Origin of the sequence: Pseudolabrys sp. FHR47 (assembly GCF_005153485.1) — a bacterium.
Lineage (GTDB): Bacteria > Pseudomonadota > Alphaproteobacteria > Rhizobiales > Xanthobacteraceae > Pseudolabrys.
This window is the reverse complement of the sequence record NZ_CP039740.1, coordinates 4,037,707-4,054,962: the sequence shown is the minus strand read 5'-3', so window position 1 is coordinate 4,054,962 and position 17,256 is coordinate 4,037,707. Positions and strand designations below refer to the sequence as shown.

The 17,256-nt window shown below is 64.7% G+C and carries 16 protein-coding genes, 1 tRNA gene and 1 pseudogene; 11 read left to right on the top strand and 7 right to left on the bottom strand.

The window, feature by feature from the left end:
• Positions 1-6: 6 nt before the first annotated feature.
• From selA to E8Q40_RS19725, 8 genes and pseudogenes are all read left to right on the top strand, one after another.
• Positions 7-1,407 (top strand): L-seryl-tRNA(Sec) selenium transferase, encoded by a 1,401-nt coding sequence (gene selA, locus E8Q40_RS19755; protein WP_137046138.1) that lies wholly within the window; start codon positions 7-9, stop codon positions 1,405-1,407.
• Positions 1,407-2,186, top strand: a complete 780-nt coding sequence (locus tag E8Q40_RS19750) for a tetratricopeptide repeat protein (protein ID WP_137046137.1) — start codon at positions 1,407-1,409, stop codon at positions 2,184-2,186. The genes selA and E8Q40_RS19750 overlap by 1 nt, the downstream gene beginning before the upstream one ends.
• Positions 2,183-4,012 (top strand): annotated as a pseudogene (selB, locus tag E8Q40_RS19745) (selenocysteine-specific translation elongation factor); the annotation flags it as partial. The gene E8Q40_RS19750 and the pseudogene selB, both read left to right, overlap by 4 nt.
• Positions 4,013-4,135: 123 nt before the next feature.
• A tRNA-Sec gene (locus E8Q40_RS22060) sits at positions 4,136-4,231 on the top strand.
• Between the two features lie 44 nt (positions 4,232-4,275).
• Complete coding sequence (locus E8Q40_RS19740; protein WP_137046135.1) at positions 4,276-4,734, top strand: hypothetical protein; 459 nt, start codon at positions 4,276-4,278, stop codon at positions 4,732-4,734.
• The gene (locus E8Q40_RS19735; RefSeq protein ID WP_137046134.1) at positions 4,721-5,110 is read left to right on the top strand and encodes a hypothetical protein; all 390 of its coding nucleotides are present in this window, start codon (positions 4,721-4,723) and stop codon (positions 5,108-5,110) included. The genes E8Q40_RS19740 and E8Q40_RS19735 overlap by 14 nt, the downstream gene beginning before the upstream one ends.
• Complete coding sequence (locus E8Q40_RS19730; protein ID WP_137046133.1) at positions 5,107-5,502, top strand: DsrE/DsrF/DrsH-like family protein; 396 nt, start codon at positions 5,107-5,109, stop codon at positions 5,500-5,502. The genes E8Q40_RS19735 and E8Q40_RS19730 overlap by 4 nt, the downstream gene beginning before the upstream one ends.
• A 9-nt stretch (positions 5,503-5,511) precedes the next feature.
• The gene (locus E8Q40_RS19725) at positions 5,512-5,946 is read left to right on the top strand and encodes a glycine cleavage system protein H (RefSeq protein ID WP_137046132.1); all 435 of its coding nucleotides are present in this window, start codon (positions 5,512-5,514) and stop codon (positions 5,944-5,946) included.
• Positions 5,947-6,042: 96 nt separating this feature from the next.
• Here the strand turns inward: E8Q40_RS19725 and E8Q40_RS19720 are convergent, their stop codons facing one another.
• From E8Q40_RS19720 to E8Q40_RS19695, 6 genes are all read right to left on the bottom strand, one after another.
• The gene (locus tag E8Q40_RS19720; RefSeq protein ID WP_137046131.1) at positions 6,043-6,819 is read right to left on the bottom strand and encodes an enoyl-CoA hydratase/isomerase family protein; all 777 of its coding nucleotides are present in this window, start codon (positions 6,817-6,819) and stop codon (positions 6,043-6,045) included.
• A 27-nt stretch (positions 6,820-6,846) separates the two neighbouring features.
• Positions 6,847-7,545, bottom strand: coding sequence for an ABC transporter ATP-binding protein (locus E8Q40_RS19715; protein WP_137046130.1), 699 nt, complete (start codon positions 7,543-7,545; stop codon positions 6,847-6,849).
• The gene (locus E8Q40_RS19710) at positions 7,545-8,297 is read right to left on the bottom strand and encodes an ABC transporter ATP-binding protein (RefSeq protein WP_137046129.1); all 753 of its coding nucleotides are present in this window, start codon (positions 8,295-8,297) and stop codon (positions 7,545-7,547) included. Before E8Q40_RS19710 ends, E8Q40_RS19715 begins: the two co-directional genes overlap by 1 nt.
• The gene (locus tag E8Q40_RS19705; protein ID WP_370455211.1) at positions 8,290-9,276 is read right to left on the bottom strand and encodes a branched-chain amino acid ABC transporter permease; all 987 of its coding nucleotides are present in this window, start codon (positions 9,274-9,276) and stop codon (positions 8,290-8,292) included. Before E8Q40_RS19705 ends, E8Q40_RS19710 begins: the two co-directional genes overlap by 8 nt.
• Positions 9,277-9,289: 13 nt before the next feature.
• On the bottom strand, positions 9,290-10,216 hold the full coding sequence (locus E8Q40_RS19700; protein ID WP_137046128.1) for a branched-chain amino acid ABC transporter permease: 927 nt from the start codon (positions 10,214-10,216) through the stop codon (positions 9,290-9,292).
• A 194-nt stretch (positions 10,217-10,410) separates the two neighbouring features.
• Entirely contained in the window at positions 10,411-11,592 is a 1,182-nt protein-coding gene (locus E8Q40_RS19695; protein WP_137046127.1) for an ABC transporter substrate-binding protein, read from the bottom strand.
• A 387-nt stretch (positions 11,593-11,979) separates the two neighbouring features.
• Between E8Q40_RS19695 and E8Q40_RS19690 the strand changes: the two genes are divergently transcribed.
• Both E8Q40_RS19690 and E8Q40_RS19685 read left to right on the top strand, forming a co-directional pair.
• Positions 11,980-12,435, top strand: a complete 456-nt coding sequence (locus E8Q40_RS19690) for a cupin domain-containing protein (RefSeq protein ID WP_137046126.1) — start codon at positions 11,980-11,982, stop codon at positions 12,433-12,435.
• Positions 12,436-13,270: 835 nt separating this feature from the next.
• Positions 13,271-13,462, top strand: a complete 192-nt coding sequence (locus E8Q40_RS19685; RefSeq protein WP_137046125.1) for a hypothetical protein — start codon at positions 13,271-13,273, stop codon at positions 13,460-13,462.
• Here E8Q40_RS19685 and E8Q40_RS19680 read toward each other — a convergent pair.
• A complete protein-coding gene (locus tag E8Q40_RS19680) occupies positions 13,446-14,687 on the bottom strand; it encodes a flavin-dependent oxidoreductase (protein WP_137046124.1) in 1,242 nt (413 codons plus the stop codon). The genes E8Q40_RS19685 and E8Q40_RS19680 overlap by 17 nt on opposite strands.
• A 277-nt stretch (positions 14,688-14,964) precedes the next feature.
• Here E8Q40_RS19680 and E8Q40_RS19675 point away from each other — a divergent pair, with 277 nt between their 5' ends.
• Positions 14,965-17,256, top strand: coding sequence for a bifunctional salicylyl-CoA 5-hydroxylase/oxidoreductase (locus E8Q40_RS19675; protein WP_137046842.1), 2,292 nt, complete (start codon positions 14,965-14,967; stop codon positions 17,254-17,256).

The window sequence follows — 17,256 nt, the reverse complement described above, 5'->3', positions numbered from 1 at the left end:
CGCGCGATGGCCAAAGCCCAAGCGCCTAAATCTCTTGGGGCCCTCCGCAAGCTTCCCTCGGTCGACGAGGTGATGCGCCACGCGGTGGCGGTCGCCGCCGCCGAACGCTTTGGCCGCAGCGCTACCGTTGCTGCCGTCCGCGAGGCGATTGCCGAGGCCCGCGCGAGCGGCGAGGCTGACGATGCAGATGCTTTCGCCGCCGCCGCGACGGCCCGTCTGGAAAAGCAGGCTGAGCCGAATCTCAAGCCGGTCTTCAATCTCACCGGCACGGTGCTGCATACCAATCTCGGCCGCGCGTTGATTGCCGAGGCGGCGGTCGAGGCCGCCACAGTCGCCATGCGCAATGCGGTGGCGCTGGAGTTCGATCTTGGTGGCGGCAAGCGCGGCGAGCGCGACGAACTGGTGCGCGACCTGCTCTGCGAACTGACCGGGGCAGAAGATGCCACCATCGTCAACAACAACGCCGCTGCGGTGCTGCTGACGCTCAACACTTTCGCCAAGGGCAAGGAATCCATCGTCTCGCGCGGCGAACTCATCGAGATTGGCGGTGCCTTCCGTATGCCCGACATCATGAGCCGGGCAGGGACCAAGCTGGTAGAGATCGGTACCACCAATCGCACCCATATGAAAGACTATGTCGGCGCGATCGGCGACAGCACCGGCCTCATCCTGAAGGTCCACACCTCGAACTACCGCATCGAGGGCTTTACCAAGGAAGTGCCGGCGCGCGATCTCGCCAAGCTCGCGCATGAGCACAAGGTGCCGCTGGTCAACGACCTCGGCTCCGGCACTCTGGTCGATCTCACCCGCTACGGCCTCAAGCATGAGCCGACGGTGGCGGAAGCCGTCGCCGAAGGCGCCGATCTCGTCACCTTCTCGGGCGACAAGCTGCTCGGCGGCCCGCAGACGGGATTTATCGTCGGCCGCAAGGATCTGATCGGCAAGCTCAACAAGAACCCGATGAAGCGCGCGCTGCGCGTCGACAAGATCCGCCTCGCCATGATCGAGGCGACGCTCAGGCTCTATCGCGATCCGGACCGTCTCACGCAAACGCTGCCGACCTACCGGCTCCTGGCGCGGCCGGTGAAGGACATGCAGGCGGTCGCCGCGCGCATCGTGCCGGCGCTGAAAGAGAAGCTTGGACGCAATTACAAGGTCGAAAGCAAACCTTGTTCAAGCCAGGTCGGTTCCGGCGCCATGCCGGTCGAGACACTGCCGAGCCTTGCCGTGTCGATCGCGCCGGTCGTCAAGGGCGGCGGTCGTCTCAATGCGCTGTCCAACGCGCTGCGCAAGCTGCCGGTGCCGGTAGTCGGCCGCATCGAGAAGGACGCGCTGCTGTTCGATCTGCGCTGCCTCGAGGACGTCGACGGCTTCCTCGCCAATCTGGCGAAACTGGAGGCGCCGTGATGGGCTGGTTCGGCGCGCGCAAACGACCCGAGCCGGATGTCGCCGACCGCATGGCGGCGGCCTATGATGCGGCCGCGCGCGGCGACTATCAGACCGCGCTCGATCTCTGGACGCCGCTGGCCCATGCCGGCGTCGCCCGCGCCGCCAACAATATCGGCGCCTGCTTCAATGAAGGCATGGGCGTCGAGCGCGACGTCAAGCTCGCCGAACGCTGGCTCACGGTGGCGGCCAACGGCGGCGACGCCATCGGCCAGCGCAATCTCGCCACGCTTTATTTCAAAGGCGACGGCGTCGAGCAGGACAATGCCCGCGCCGCCGAACTCTATCGCGCCGCCGCCGCGCAGGGCGATGCCACCGCGCAGGACATGTTGAGCTGGATGCTGCTGGAAGGCGATGTCATCGACACGGATGTCGTGGCCGCGCGCGAATGGGCGGAACGCGCCGCCGCGCAAGGTGTCGCCGCATCGATGACGCGCCTGGGCATGATCCACCACAATGCGCTCGGCGTGCCGCGCGATGCTGATCTGGCCGTGCACTGGTGGCGGCAGGGCGCCGAACGCGGCGATGCCGACGGCCAGGCCATGCTCGGGGCGGCCTATCATCTCGGTTCCGGCGTGCCGCGCGATGCGGTCAACGCGATGACGTGGCTGCTGCGCGCGCGCAATGGCGGCAGCCCGCTGGCAGCGCGTTTCTTCGACGCCGTGCGCGCCACGCTGACGCCCGACGAAAAAGCCGAGGCCGAGCGCCGCGCCGGTGAACCGCTGGAGGTGCCCGCATGATCATCGGCACCGCCGGCCATATCGACCATGGCAAGACCTCGCTGGTGCGCGCGCTCACCGGCCGCGACACCGACCGCCTCAAGGAAGAGAAGGCGCGCGGCATCTCCATCGACCTCGGCTTTGCCTATCTGCCGGCGCCGGACGGTTCTGTGCTCGGCTTCATCGACGTACCGGGCCACGAGAAGTTCGTGCACAACATGCTGGCCGGCGCCACCGGCATCGATTTCGTGCTCATGGTGATCGCCGCCGATGACGGAGTCATGCCGCAGACGCGCGAGCATCTGGCCATCGTCGATCTCTTGGGCATCGAGCGCGGCATCGTCGCGCTGACCAAGGCCGATCTCGTCACGCCCGAGCGCATCGCGGCGGTGACCACCGATATCCAGAATGCGCTGGCGACCACCTCGCTCGCAGGCATCGACGTGCTGCCGGTCTCGACCGTGACCGGCGATGGCGTCGAGTTGCTGCGCGATTATCTGTTCGATGAGGCGGGGCGCATCAAGGCGCGTTCGTCGCAAGGCCGCTTCCGCTTGGCGGTCGACCGCTCCTTCACCTTGCAAGGCACCGGCACCGTCGTCACCGGCACGGTGCTGTCGGGCGCTGTGAATGTCGGCGATCATGTGCTGGTCAGTCCGGCCGGTCTCGAAGCCCGCGTGCGTTCGATCCATGCGCAGGATCGCCCGACCGAGCGCGGCCTTGCCGGCCAGCGTTGCGCGCTCAATCTCGCCGGCGACGGCATCACCAAGGACGCTATCGCACGCGGCTCCATGGTGCTCGACCCGGCGCTCCATGCGCCGACCGACCGCATCGACGCCACGTTCAAGCTGCTCGCTACCGAGACCCGACCGGTCGCGCAATGGACCCCGGTGCGCCTGCATCACGGCGCGTCCGATGTGGCCGCGCGCATCGTATTGCTTGGCGACGAGGCCATCGCGCCCGGCGCGGAAGCTCTCATCCAGCTTGTGCTCGATCATCCGATCGCCGCCGCTTCTGGCGATCGCTTCGTGCTGCGCGACACCACCGCCCAACGCACCATCGGTGGCGGCAAGTTTCTCGATCTGCGCGCCCCGGCGCGCAAGCGCCGCACCCCGGAGCGTCTGGCGCAGCTGGCCGCCCACGCGCTCGCCGATCCGCAGGCCGCGCTCGCCGCGCTCCTGGATCGTCCGCCTTATCATGTCGATATTGTCGCCTTTGCCCGTGATCGCGCCCTGTCGGCGGATGACGCCGCGGCGCTGGTCCAAGCCTGCGATGCGCTCACGGTGCAAGCCGGCAATGCCACGCTGGCGCTGTCGGCGGCGCGCTGGCTCGGTCTTAAGCGCGCCGTGCTGGAGACGCTGACGAAATTCCACGCCGATCATCCCGATCTGCCCGGCCTCGGCCTCGAGCCGCTACGTATGCAGATGCAGCTGCGCCTGCCGGCCCCTAGCTTCATCGCCTTCCTGCATCAGCTCGTGAAAACCGGCGAGGTGGCGCTCGACGGCGCCTGGGTGAGGCTCAAGGGCCACGAGGTCCGCCTCACGCCCGAGGACGAGAAGGCCTGGCGTGCCATCGCGCCGCTGATCGGCGGTGACGAGCGGTTCCGGCCGCCGCGCGTGCGCGACATCGCCGGCCTGCTCGACATCCGCGAGCCGGACGTGCGCCGACTGTTCAAGCTGCTCGGCCGTATGGGCAAGGTGGACGAGGTCGCGCACGACCACTTCTTCCTGCGCGGCACCGTGGCCGAGATGGTCGATATCATTGTCGATTGCGCGGCCAAGGCCGAGGGCGGCCAGTTCACCGCCGCCCAGTTCCGCGACCGTGTCGACAATGGCCGCAAGGTCGCGATCCAGATTCTGGAGTTTTTCGACCGTCACGGCGTCACCTTGCGCCGCGGCGATCTACGGCGCATCAACAAGCACAGGCTCGATCTATTCCGCCGCGGGGCGGACATGACCGAGAGTCACGTTTCTGGAAGAGAATCGTCCCCGGTGGGGCGTCCGGACTTCAAATCCGGGAGGGGCCGCGAGCCGGTCCTTGGTGGGTTCGACTCCCTCTCTCTTCCGCCACTTCCGCCGTCGTCCGGCGCCAACCCGCGCAACAGGAGAGCCGGATGACGCCAGCCTCGTCGTTCCTCGACACGCTGAAGGACTTCGCCGAAAACGCCGGCGCCGCCGAGGAGGCGTTGCGCCGCGAATTTGCCGAGCGCACCAAGCGCTTCGCCGACGAGCGCGCCTTCGCCTATCGCCGTTACAATCTCATGCGCTCGGTGGCCGAAGCGGTGGCGACGGCCGAGAGCGAGGAGATCGCGGTTGCTGCCGGCAACGGCATCCTGCGCACCAAGCTCGGCTGGGACAGTGACAGCGAGGCGCGTACTGAAACCCTGTCGCGTTTTTCCGCGGTGTCGAAGGAGATGTTCGCGGCGCTGGCGCCGCCCGACGACGAGGCGCCGCCGCCGGATGTGCTCGCTGTGCTCCGCGCGTTCGAGGACTGGTACGCCGAAACCCATCCGCAGTCGTTCTGGGTGCTGTTCGAGCACTACATGCCGGAGACGCCGCTTGTCGACTTCTGACACCGTGACGACTTTCGAGCAGTGGCTCGCCGCGGAATTCGCCGCGACCGGCTCTTTCACGGCGCTGATCGTGCTGGTCGATATCTCGGAGATCAAGGTCAATCCGCTGGTCTCGACCTATCTCAACATCATCGGCACCGAGGTGGACTGGGGCGAACTAACCGTTTTGTTCGCCGGCGCCGGCGTCTCCTGGAATGGCGCGGCGTTCTTTCCCGTCGTCGATATCCATGGCGGCCCGCTCGACAATCCGACCGCTCGCATCAAGTTACGCGAGTTGGAATCCCGGCTGAGCGACGACCGTCTCGTGCTCAATGAAGGCGCCTTCTTCGACCAGTGGGGCCGCAAGCTCAAGGTCGAGGAAGTGGACCTGCAATGAACGGGGAACGCACGGCGGCGCGCCGGCTTCTCATCGTTCTGATGAACACCGACCCGCGCAATCCGGAGGAACTCGCCGCGCCGTTCTATTACGCCGCGGTCGCCGCGGCGATGGATTACGAGGTTGACCTGCTCTGCACGGCCACCGCCGGCAAGTTGATGTTCAAGGGCGTCGCCGAAGCGATCCGCATCAAGGCCAGCGAGGACAAGACCGTGCTCGACTGGATCAGGGAGGCGCACGACCAGGGCGTCCGTCTCTGGGCCTGTCCCGCCAATCTCGAACTGTTCGACAAGGACGACATCGATCTCATCGCCGAATGCAGCGGCATGATGGGCGCAGCCGCCATGATCCAGACGGTCATGGAAGGTGAAGCCCGCGTGCTCACATTTTGAGCGTGTGATATGTCCCAGGTTCAGGGCTTCGAGTTTCCGGAAGATCGCTTCTACGATGTCGAGAACCAGATCTGGTACATGCCGCTGCCGGACGGCACGGTGCGTGCCGGTTTCACCACCTGGGCGGTGAAGCTGATGGGCGAGGTGCTGGTGTTCACGCCCAAGCGCATCGGCCAGACCTTTGACAAGGACAAATGGTTCGCCATGGTCGAGGGCGGCAAGTGGGTCGGCGCGGCGCGCGCGGCGTTCGACGGCACCGTGATCGCACACAACGAGGCGCTGGTCGCCCGGCCGCAGCTTCTGATGCAGGACGCCTTCGGCGAGGCCTGGATGATCGCGCTTAAGCCGGCGCCGGCCGACTGGCAGGCGCTCCTGACGCCGGGCGAGGGCATTGGCGCCGCGGTCGCGGCCTGGATCGCGGGGGAAAGTTACAAAGAGCGATAGCGCTCCTTCGTCATCATCTGCGAAGGCGGATGATCCGGTTCTTCCTGTTCATGTCGTAAAGAAACGCTAGGTCCCCCCTTTCGCGGGCGACGATATTCACTTTCCCTTCCATTGCGGCGGGCGCTTCTCAACGAAAGCCCTGACGCCTTCGCGGAAATCCTCGCTGCCATAGGCCGCGCGCACGAGGTCGTCGCCATCCGGCAGGCCGGCGTGCTGCAGGCGGCGGATCGCCTCCTTGGTGACACGCATGGTGACCGGCGCGTTGGCGGCGAGCTGCGCGCAAATGGCGGCAACGCGTTCGTCGAGCGCCGCCGGATCGACGACCTCCATCAGGAAGCCGGCGGCCAGCGCATCCTCTGCCGCCACGTTCTCGGCCATCAGCATCATGCGCTTGGTGCGCGCCGCGCCGATGCCGGCGACCAGCCGCGCGTAATTGGCGACCGACAGACAATTGCCGAGCGTGCGCGCGATCGGCACGCCGAATTTCGTGCCCGGTGTCGCGATGCGCAAATCGCAGCAGGCGGCAATCGCCATGCCGCCGCCGATCGCCCAGCCTTCGACCACGGCGAGGGTCGGCATTGGCAGGGATTCGAGCGCCGAGAGGTAGCGCTCCATTTTCTCCTCATACTCGCTGCCCTGCTCGGACCTGGAGAATTCGAGGAACTGCGCGATGTCGGTACCGGCGATGAAGGCCTTGCCGCCGGCGCCGCGCAGCACGGTGACGCGGATGCTGTCGTCCTTGGCCAGATCGGCGCAGGCGGCGGCCAACCCCTCATACATGCCCCAGGTCATGGCGTTGCGGGCCTGCGGCCGGTCGAACAGGATGGTCGCAACGTTGCCGTTGCGAGACAGATGGACGGTGCCGTCGGACATGAAATTCTCCTCACGCAGAGGCGAATCTTATACTTGCAGATAGCGCTGCCGAACAGTCGTATCCGCGCCCAGCTCCGCTGACGTCCCGCTCCACACCGTGCGGCCCTTCTCGATCACCACATGCCGGTCGGCGATCTTCATCAGGGCGCTGATGTGCTTGTCGACCACGAGGATGGCCTGGCCCTGCTTTTTCAGCAGCATCAGGCAGTTCCAGATCTCGGTGCGGATCTTCGGCGCCAGGCCCTCGGTGGCCTCGTCGAGAATCAGCAGCTTCGGGTTGGTCATCAGCGCGCGGCCGATCGCGAGCATCTGCTGTTCGCCGCCGGAGAGCTGGTTGCCCATGTTGTTCTTGCGCGAGGCCAGCGACGGAAACAGCTCGTAGACGCGCGGCAGCGTCCATTGCGGCGCGCCGAATCTCGAAGCATTCGTGGCGATCAGATTTTCCTCGACGCTGAGCGTCGGGAAGATTTGGCGGCCTTCCGGCACCAGGCCGATGCCGGTTTGGGCGATGGAATAAGGCGGCAGGCCGAGCAACGGCTTGCCGTCGAAACTGGCTTTGCCTGACTGCGGCGGCACCAGCCCCATCAGTGTGAAGATGGTGGTGGTCTTGCCCATGCCGTTGCGGCCAATCAAAGTCACCACCTCGCCGTCATTGACGGAGAACGAGATGTCGAACAGCACCTGGGCGGGGCCGTAGGAAGCGGCGAGATTCTCGATATGGAGCATTATTCGAGCTCCTCGCCGAGATAGGCTTCGGTCACCGCCGGATCGTTGCGCACCGCATGCGGCGTACCGCTCGCCAGCACGCGGCCATAGACCAGCACCGAAATCTTGTCGGCCAGCGCAAACACCGCGTCCATGTCGTGCTCGACCAGCAGCATGGCAAAGCGGCCCTTCAGCTTCTGCAGCACCGCGACGATGCGCTCGGATTCCTCCGGGCCGGTGCCGGCCATCGGCTCGTCGAGCAGCAACAATTTGGGTTCAAGCGCCAGCGCGATGGCCAGCTCCAGCGCGCGCTTTTCGCCGTGCGACAGGTGCGCGGCGAGAATATCGGCTCTGGTGTCGAGACCAACTTCGGTGAGTGCGGCCATCGCCTGGTCGTTAAGCTCGGCTTCTCTTGCGGCGGGACGCAGGAAACGGAAGCTCGAGCCGGAGCGCGCCTGCACCGCGAGCGCGACGTTCTCCAGCGCGGAAAAGCGTGGCAGCACCGACGTGATCTGGAACGACCGCGCGAGGCCCAGCTTGGCGCGCTCGTCCGGCGGCAGGTGCATGATGTCGGTGCCGTTCAGGAGAATACGGCCGTCGTCCGGCGTCAGCGTGCCGGATACCTGATGGATCAAGGTCGTCTTGCCGGCGCCGTTCGGTCCGATGACCGCGTGCAGCTCGCCGGGGCCAATCTCCAGCGTCACGCCATCGGTGACGACGAGGCCGCCGAAGCGCTTGCGCAGGTTTTCGATCAGCAGCACGGCGTCAGCCACGGGTCAGCCTCGCCTTGATGGTGGTGATGAGGCCGACAATGCCACCGCGCGCGAACAGCACGATCAGCACCAGCAGGGGGCCGAAGATCAGCTTCCAGTTCTCGGTGAAGCCGGCCAGCACCTCTTCGAGCAGCAGATAGGCGGCGGCGCCGACAATGGCGCCATAGAGCGTGCTCAGCCCGCCGAAGATCACCATGATGATGAGTTCGCCCGAGCGCTGCCACGACATGTAGGCCGGGCTGACGAACTCGGTCGCATTGGCGAGCAGGAAGCCGGCAAGGCCGCCGAGGCCGCCGGCGATCACATAACCGATGCGCTGATAGCGGAACACGTCGAAGCCGATGGTGGCCATGCGCGTCGGGTTCTCGCGTGCGCCGCGGAACACGCGGCCGAAGCGCGAATAGACCACCGCGCGCAAAAGGAGATAGGCAGCGATGAGGAGGCCGAGGGTCGCGTAATACAGCGCGCGGTCGTCCTTGAAGACTTCGAGGCCAAACAAGGTCGAGCGCGACGGCAACGTGATGCCGTCGTCGCCCCCATAGGGCGCCAGCGAGCCGGCGATGAAATAGGCCATCTGTCCGAAGGCCAATGTGATCATGATGAAGTAGACGCCGCTGGTGCGCAGGCAGATCGTGCCGGTGACATAGGCGAACAGCGCGCTCACCAGGATCGCCAGCGGCAACGTGACGCCCATGTCGGTTATGCCATGCGCGCCGGCGATCGCCACCGTATAGGCCCCTAAGCCCACAAAGGCGGCATGGCCGAATGTCACGAGCCCGCCGAAGCCGCACAGGAAGTCGACCGCCAGCGCGGCGATGGCGAACACCATCACGCGGACGAACAGATTGAGGATGAAGCTCTGGGCGCCGAAGGCGGCGGCGAAGGGCACCAGCGCCAGCAGCGCGAAGATCGCCACCACGGCAATCTCGATCCGGCCGCTATGGCGCGCGGACGTGGCGGGAGCGAGCGTCGACATCATCACGAGCGCCCCATCACGATCGTCCTTTGGCCGGAAACAGGCCGGCCGGCCGGAAATACAGCACCAGCGCCATCAGCACATAGATCAACATCGAGGCGATGGCCGGGCCAACCGTGCGTGCCGGCGAGGGCGCCATGAACAGCCGCAGGATATCGATCATGAACGAGCGGCCGAGCGTATCGACCAGGCCGATCAGCAGCGCTGCGATGAAGGCGCCGCGCATCGAGCCGATGCCGCCGATGACGATGACGACAAAGGCCAGGATCAGCACCGAGTCGCCCATTCCTGGTTCAACGGAGAGGATCGGCGCGATCATGACGCCGGCGAAGGCCGCCAGCATAGTGCCGAAACCGAACACGATCATGAACAGGCGGCGGATGTCGACGCCGAGCGCCGAGACGATGCGGGCATGGGTCGCGCCGGCGCGCACCAGCATGCCCACGCGTGTGCGCGAGACGAGGATATAGAGAACAAGCCCGACGATCAGGCCGGAGGCGATGATCACCAGACGCCACACTGGATAGACCAGCCCGGGCATCAGTTGAACGGTGCCGGCCAGCGCCTCGGGCATCGGCAGGTTCAGGGGCGCGGCGCCCCACACCACCTTCACGCCCTGGTTCAGGAAGATGATGATGCCGAAGGTCGCGATCACCTGTTCGAGATGGTCGCGGTCATAGAGATGGCGGAACACGGTGAATTCGAGCAGCAGACCGAAGGCCAAAGCCGCGCCGAGCGCGAGGATCAGCGCCAGCACGAAGGAGCCGGTCAGCGCATAGAACATCACCGCCAGATAGGCGCCCAGCATGTACTGGACGCCGTGGGCGAGGTTGATGAAATCCATGACGCCGAACACGAGCGTCAGCCCGGCCGCGATCAGGAACAGCAGCACGCCGAACTGCAGGCCGTTCAGGGTCTGGACGATGAAGAGGGTGAAGGACATGGCTTGGTGATCCAGAACACCCTACGCATTGAAGCCGAGGTGGATTGACGCGCGGGCCGCTCACTCGGCGCGCGCCCTCTCCCCTTTGGGGAGAGGGTTGGGGTGAGGGGGCAAGTGACTCAATTAAAGTCCATAACCCCTCACCCGGATTGCTTCGCAATCCGACCTCTCCCTATGGGAGAGGTGAAGAGCAGCTACTTCATCTTGCAGTCTTTGGCGTGCGGATCCTGGTAATCCGTGAACACCTTCTTGTCGATCGAAGTGGCGAACTTGTCGCCGACCTGCACCACCTTCACCTGGTAGAAGTCCTGGATCGGGTAGTGGTTGTTGCCGAACTTGAACTTGCCGCGCAGCGAGGTGAACGGCGCAGACTGCATCGCCGCCCGCAGCGCGTCCTTGTTGTCGGTCTTGCCGCCGGTCTTCTTCAGCGCGCCGTCGATCAGCAGCGCCGCGTCATAGGCCTGGAAGGCATAGGTCGCCGGAATCGCGCCGCCGAATTCCTTCTCGTAGGCCGCGACGAACTTCTTGTTTTGCGGCGTGTCGAGATCGGGCGCCCAGTTGGCGCCGCCGAAGAAGCCGAGCGCGGCTTCCTTCTGCGCCGGCAGCGTCGATTCATCGACGGTGAAGGCCGACAGGAACTTGATCTTGTCGGCAAGGCCGGCCTGGCGGAACTGCTTGACGAAGTTCACGCCCATGCCGCCGGGCAGGAACACGAAGATCGCATCGGCGCCGGAGGCCTGAATGCGCGACAGTTCGGCCGAATAGTCGAGCTGGTTGAGCGGCACATAGACTTCGTCGGCCAGTTCGCCCTTATAGAAGCGCTTGAAGCCCGCGAGCGAGTCCTTACCCGCCGGATAGTTCGGCGCCATGATGAAGACCTTCTTGAAGCCCGCATCCTGCGCGTACTTGCCCATCACCTCGTGGTTCTGGTCGTTCTGGTAGGAGGTGACGAAGAAGTTCGGGTTGCAGTCCTTGCCGGCGAAGTTCGAGGTGCCGGCGTTCGGCGAGATGAGGATGGCGCCGCCTTCGGTCACCGGCTTCATGATCGCGCCGAGGATGTTGGAGAAGATCGGGCCGACAACGAAATCGACCTTGTCGCGGTCGACCAGCGCCTTGGCCTTGGTGACGGCGACGTCGGGCTTCAGCTCGTCGTCCTGCACGATCACTTCGACTTCACGGCCCCCTAACTTGCCGCCGTTTTCCTTCACCGCCAGCAGGAAGCCGTTGCGGAGCTGTTGGCCGAGCGAGGCCGGCGGGCCCGACAACGTGGTGACCACACCGATCTTCAACTTCTCCTGAGCAGAAACCGGACTTTGCGCGCCGCTTGCCACCATCAGTGCGGCCGCGGCCACCGAAACCAGCAACTTGTTGACCATTGCTCTACCCCTTCAAGGAAATGACGGGAACAAGACGATGCCGCGACTGCCGCGCGCCTTTGTCCGCTGCTGAACTATGCCCGGCCACCATTGACCTGGCTACTCCACCTCAGATATTTTAGATATAAAATATCTCCCCTGGGAAGCCCTATCTTTAAGCATGGGCGGGGGGTGGAGTGGCACTATTTACTGCAATGCGCGGTTTGTCGTCGGCGCGAAAAACCGCGTGCTAAGGAAGGGAAGCTTCGGGCTGAAAGGATTAACGCGTTGCCGTACGGCATCCTCCCCGCGACGCTGAAGGCCTGGCTGGATCACCGCACTGCGGCACTGGCCGCACCGGCCGCCGTCCCGGCAACGCCAACGACCATGAACCATCGGAGTGAAGACATGCAGACGCTGACCGCCGGCATCACCAAGGCCGGCACCGGGATCGAGGGCATCTCCTGGAACATCCTCGGCCAGACCTATGTGCCGAAGTCGCTGTGCGAGAGCTCGTTCTCCTGGCATGCGACATTTCCGCCCGGCACCTTCGTGCCGCCGCACATCCACCCGACGCAGGACGAGTTCATTTACCTGTTTGAGGGCCGGCTCGATCTGGTGCTGGACGGCAAGGAATTCGTCGCCACCGCCGGCGACGTCATCCGCCTGCCGATGGGCATCCCGCATGGCATCTTCAACAAGCAGGACCAGACGGTGAAGTGCTTCTTCTGGGTCTCGCCGACGCGCAAGCTCTATGACCTGTTCTGGGCGATCCACTCGATGAAGGAGCAGATCCCGGAGCAGGTGGTCGAACTCTCCGCCCGCCACGAGGTCATGTTCCTGCCGCCGCCGCCTTCGGCGTGACACCGTCATTCCGGGGCGCGCGTGCAACGCGCGAACCCGGAATCCAGCGACGGACCGCAGCAATCACTGAGAAGGCCGGGCAATCGCCCGGCCTTTTTTGCTTCTCTCTTTCCCTCTCCTTCTTTCTTCCCCTCTCCCCTTGGGGGAGAGGGTGCCTGAGCGAAGCGAAGGCGGGAGAGGGGTCAGCGCGTTTGGTCACGGTACAAGTCGCGCCATCGAGGCCCCACAGCGGTGGTTAGGTGGCTGGTCGCCAAGATGAGCCGCCTCACAATGTCTGCCCACCGGGGGCCGAGCCGAGCAAACCTACAAACACCGCGCGCGGGACGCCGGAAGCTCGGCAATTCCGTGGTGACTAACTCGTGTGAAATCTAACTCACACTCACACGAGGCTGCGGGGCTGCTGCAGCCCCGGCGTTCCGTGCGCCCTCGTTCTATCGAGAGCGTGTAGCCCGGATGAGCGACAGCGACATCCGGGGCGACAGGAAATGCGGCCTGCCCGGGGACGACCAAACAATGCGGGCGATGAATCGCGTCCGTCATTCCGGACGCCGCGATAGCGGCGATCCGGAATCCATACGCCGCAGCACCGGGGATATGGATCCTGGGCAAAAGCGCGTTTACGCGCGTCTTCGACGCGCTATGGCCTTAAGAGGCCGCGCCCCGGAATGACGAAAAGTGTGAAGCGCGCGGCGCCACCCTCCCCCTTCGGGGGAGGGTGAAGAAATAAAATCCGGAAAAATTGAGCGGTTCGAGTCCGAGGCCATTCACCATCAGTTGCTTGCGATATGAACCACAAGTTGTCTCGCGGTATTATCGTCCGCGAATGGGGTAGGTGGTGCAACTGGTTCTCTTTCTGGAAATCGCGCTTTTCGCCGCAGCGTTCATGGCGTTGCACCGCGCGCTTAGCGTGCGCGAGGCCGCCGCCGCACATCTTGCGAGCGAAGCGCTTGATGTGACGGCCAAACGCATCTTGCGATCCGCACCCGCGCGCCAGCGCGGCCTCGGCGGAATCAGGCCGCCTTGTTGACCTGCGTCTTGGCGAAGCCGGCCGTCGAGGCATAGCCGCGCACGATGGCCTTGCGCTCTTCGTAGGACAACACGTCGTCGATATTGCTGAAGCCGTCCGGCGCGCGGGCTTCGATGGCATCGATGACGCCTTCCGGGCCGCCTTTGCGGTTCATCAGCACGATCTGCGTGGTCATCGGCAGGCGCTCCTGATCATACTGCCAAAGCGCATGCATGGCATTGTCAGCCGACTTGAGTTTATCGGCGAGGCAGCGCGCATCGAGGATCGCCTGCGAGGCTCCGTTGGAACCGACCGGGTACATCGGATGCGCGGCGTCGCCGAGCAAAGTCACGCGGCCATGGGACCACCGCGGCAGCGGCTCGCGGTCGCACAATGGATATTCCCAGAACTCACCGCTCGCTTCGATGAGGTGCGACACGTCGAGGAACGGCAGGTTGAACTTCTGCACATAGGGCCGCAAATCGTCCCAGCGTCCCTGGCGCGACCAGTCTTCCTTGTTCGGCGGTGCGCCGCCCGCGGCGACCTTGGCCATGACCGCCCAGTTGGTAAGACGGCGGTCCGGCGCCGAGCCTTCGGCGATCGGATAGAGCACGAACTTCGCCTGCATGCCGCCGGCGATGATCATCGAGCGGCCGGTCATGAACTGCGGCCAGTCGACCGCGCCGCGCCACAGGATCGTGCCGTTCCAGATGGCCGGGCTCTCCTGCGGGAATAGTTTGGCGCGCACGAAAGAATGGATGCCGTCAGCGCCGATCAACACGTCGCCGCGCGCGGTCTTGATGTGACGGCCCTGGCGGTCGAAGAAATAGGCCGAGACGCCGGACTCGTCCTGCATGAAGTGGCCGAGGCGGTGGCCGGTGAAAATCTTGCTTTCGCCAAGACGGGCGCGGCCGGCCTGATACAGCACGCCCTGCAGGCGGCCGCGGTGGATGGAGAATTGCGGCACTTCAAAGCCGGCATCGGTGCCGCGCAATTCGTGCCAGACGGTCTGGCCGAAGCGGTTGGCGTAGAATAGTTCATAAGTGCGGATCGCAACCGCATCGAGCCGCTCGAGCAGGCCGAGGTCTTTGAGTTCCTTGATGGCGTGGGGCAGGGTGTTAATACCGACGCCGAGTTCGCGGATCGTCTCCGACTGCTCATAGACCTCGCAGTCGATACCGCGGGCGTGGCACATCAGAGCCGTTGTCAGTCCGCCGACGCCGCCGCCGATAATGATCGCCTTCATCACGCACACTCTTAACTGTTACGCACTGTCCCGGCGTTAATTCATTGCACCCAAGGGCTTAAGCGGCAACCCGGACTTCGCAACAGGGTGAACCGCTTCCGAGGGCGAAGAGCGCCCGAGGCAGGACCTAAGTCAGGAGCCAAGAGAGGGCCCAAGACTAGCTCCCTCGCAGCCTTCCGAGAATACTTTACATCTAAAATATTTAGGTTGCTTATATCTCCGGACTTTCGCAGACTGCGCTGGAAACCAGCCACGGAGCGGGCCGATGCGTGCGGCAATGCGAACCGTCATTCTGGGCGGCGGCCCGGGCGGACTTTATTTTGCGATCTCGCTGAAACTGCGCAATCCCGCCCACGAGGTGGTGGTGGTCGAGCGCAACAAGCCGGACGACACCTTCGGCTGGGGCGTGGTCCTGTCGGCGGACACGCTCGACAATCTCGATGTCAACGACGCCAAGAGCGCCAAGGCGATCCGCGACAGCTTCGTCTACTGGGACGACATCGCCGTGCATTATCGCGGCGCGGTGATGCGCTCGGGCGGTCACGGCTTCTCCGGCATCGGCCGCATGCGGCTTTTGAATATCCTGCAGGAGCGCGCGACCGAGCTGGGCGTCGAAATCCGTTACGAGACCGAAGCGCAGCCGATCGAAACCTACAAGGACTTCGACCTCATCGTCGGCGCGGACGGCGTCAATTCGCGCGTGCGCGAGGCTTTCTCCGACGTGTTCAAGCCGAATATCGACGTGCGCGCCTGCAAATATATCTGGCTCGGTACGCGTCAGAAGTTCGATGACGCCTTCACCTTCATCTTCGAGGAAACCGAGCACGGCTGGATCTGGGTGCACGCCTACCAGTTCAATGCCGACACCGCGACCTTCATCGTCGAGTGCACCGAGGAGACCTGGAAGAAGGCCGGCTTCGACAGGATGTCGACCGACGAGACCATCGCCTATTGCGAGAAAATCTTCGCCAGGTATCTCAACGGCAACAAGTTGATGTCGAATGCGCGGCATCTGCGCGGCTCGGCCTGGCTCAATTTCAACCGCGTCCTGTGCGAGCGCTGGTCGACCGGCAATGTCGTGCTGCTCGGCGATTCCGCGGCGACCGCGCATTTCTCGATCGGCTCGGGTTCCAAGCTCGCCATGGAAAGCGCCATTGCGCTGGCCAACTACATCGACACCGAAAAGGACATGGCCTCGGCTTTCGCGCGATACGAGGATGAGCGCCGCGTGGAAGTGCTGCGGCTGCAGAGCGCCGCGCGCAACTCGATCGAATGGTTCGAGGAAGTCGAGCGCTATCTGCATCTCGACCCGGTGCAGTTCAACTATTCGCTGCTGACCCGCTCGCAGCGCATCAGCCACGAGAACCTGCGCGCCCGCGACGGCCAATGGCTCGCCGGCGCCGAGAAGTGGTTCGAGCGGCAGGCGACCGGCGCCGAACCGAAAGAAGCGCACCGGCCGATGTTCGTGCCGCTCAAGGTGCGTGGCCTCGAACTCAAGAACCGCGTCGTCGTCTCGCCGATGGCGCAGTACCGCGCCGAGGGTGGCACGCCGACCGATTGGCATCTGGTGCACTATGCCGAGCGCGCCAAGGGCGGCGCCGGCCTGGTGTTCACCGAAATGACCTGCGTGTCGCCGGAAGGCCGCATCACGCCCGGCTGCACCGGCATGTATGCGCCCGAGCATGAAGCCGCGTGGAAACGCATCGTCGATTTCGTGCATGCGGAATCCGACGCCAAGATCGCGCTGCAACTCGGTCACGCGGGGCCGAAAGCCTCGACCCAGCTCGGCTGGGAAGACAGCGATGCGCCCCTCAAATCCGGCAACTGGCCGATCGTCTCGGCGTCCGATGTGCCGTGGAGCCCGCAAAACCAGACGCCGCGCGCGGTGACTCGCGCCGACATGGACCAAATCCGCGACGACTTCGTCCGTGCCGCGCAGATGGGCGAGCGCGCCGGCTTCGACTGGCTCGAACTGCACTACGCCCACGGCTATCTGATGTCGGCTTTCATCACGCCAATTACCAACATCCGCACCGATGAGTACGGCGGTAGCCTCGAGAACCGGCTGCGCTTCCCGCTGGAGGTCTTCCATGCGGTGCGCAAGGTGTGGCCGGATCACAAGCCGATCTCGGTGCGTATCTCGGCTTGCGACTGGGTCGGCGACAAGGGCATCACGCCGCAGGACGCCGTCGCGATCGCGCGTATCCTGCACGAGGCTGGTGTCGACATGGTGGACGTGTCGGCGGGTCAGACCACGCTGGAGGCGAAGCCCGTCTACGGCCGCATGTTCCAGACGCCTTTCTCGGATCGCATCCGCAACGAGGCCGGTGTCGCCACGCTGGCAGTCGGCAATATCTACGAGCCGGATCACGTCAACTCGATCTTGATGGCCGGCCGCGCCGATCTCGTTTGCCTCGCGCGTCCTCATCTGTCCAACCCGTACTGGACTTTGCACGCGGCCGCTGACGCCAACGACCATAGCGTCGCCTGGCCGAAGCCGTATTGGCGCGGTCGCGATCAGATGTATCGCCTGAAGTCGCGGGCCGAGGTGATGACGGGGAAGGTGTGA

What these genes read in the sequence shown, in the direction of transcription:
- selA (WP_137046138.1), top strand. Translation starts at nt 7, where the DNA reads ATGGCCAAAGCCCAAGCGCCTAAATCTCTTGGGGCCCTCCGCAAGCTT.
- E8Q40_RS19750 (WP_137046137.1), top strand. Translation starts at nt 1,407, where the DNA reads ATGGGCTGGTTCGGCGCGCGCAAACGACCCGAGCCGGATGTCGCCGAC.
- E8Q40_RS19740 (WP_137046135.1), top strand. Translation starts at nt 4,276, where the DNA reads ATGACGCCAGCCTCGTCGTTCCTCGACACGCTGAAGGACTTCGCCGAA.
- E8Q40_RS19730 (WP_137046133.1), top strand. Translation starts at nt 5,107, where the DNA reads ATGAACGGGGAACGCACGGCGGCGCGCCGGCTTCTCATCGTTCTGATG.
- E8Q40_RS19725 (WP_137046132.1), top strand. Translation starts at nt 5,512, where the DNA reads ATGTCCCAGGTTCAGGGCTTCGAGTTTCCGGAAGATCGCTTCTACGAT.
- E8Q40_RS19720 (WP_137046131.1), bottom strand. Translation starts at nt 6,819, where the DNA reads ATGTCCGACGGCACCGTCCATCTGTCTCGCAACGGCAACGTTGCGACC.
- E8Q40_RS19715 (WP_137046130.1), bottom strand. Translation starts at nt 7,545, where the DNA reads ATGCTCCATATCGAGAATCTCGCCGCTTCCTACGGCCCCGCCCAGGTG.
- E8Q40_RS19705 (WP_370455211.1), bottom strand. Translation starts at nt 9,276, where the DNA reads ATGATGTCGACGCTCGCTCCCGCCACGTCCGCGCGCCATAGCGGCCGG.
- E8Q40_RS19700 (WP_137046128.1), bottom strand. Translation starts at nt 10,216, where the DNA reads ATGTCCTTCACCCTCTTCATCGTCCAGACCCTGAACGGCCTGCAGTTC.
- E8Q40_RS19695 (WP_137046127.1), bottom strand. Translation starts at nt 11,592, where the DNA reads ATGGTCAACAAGTTGCTGGTTTCGGTGGCCGCGGCCGCACTGATGGTG.
- E8Q40_RS19690 (WP_137046126.1), top strand. Translation starts at nt 11,980, where the DNA reads ATGCAGACGCTGACCGCCGGCATCACCAAGGCCGGCACCGGGATCGAG.
- E8Q40_RS19680 (WP_137046124.1), bottom strand. Translation starts at nt 14,687, where the DNA reads ATGAAGGCGATCATTATCGGCGGCGGCGTCGGCGGACTGACAACGGCT.
- E8Q40_RS19675 (WP_137046842.1), top strand. Translation starts at nt 14,965, where the DNA reads ATGCGAACCGTCATTCTGGGCGGCGGCCCGGGCGGACTTTATTTTGCG.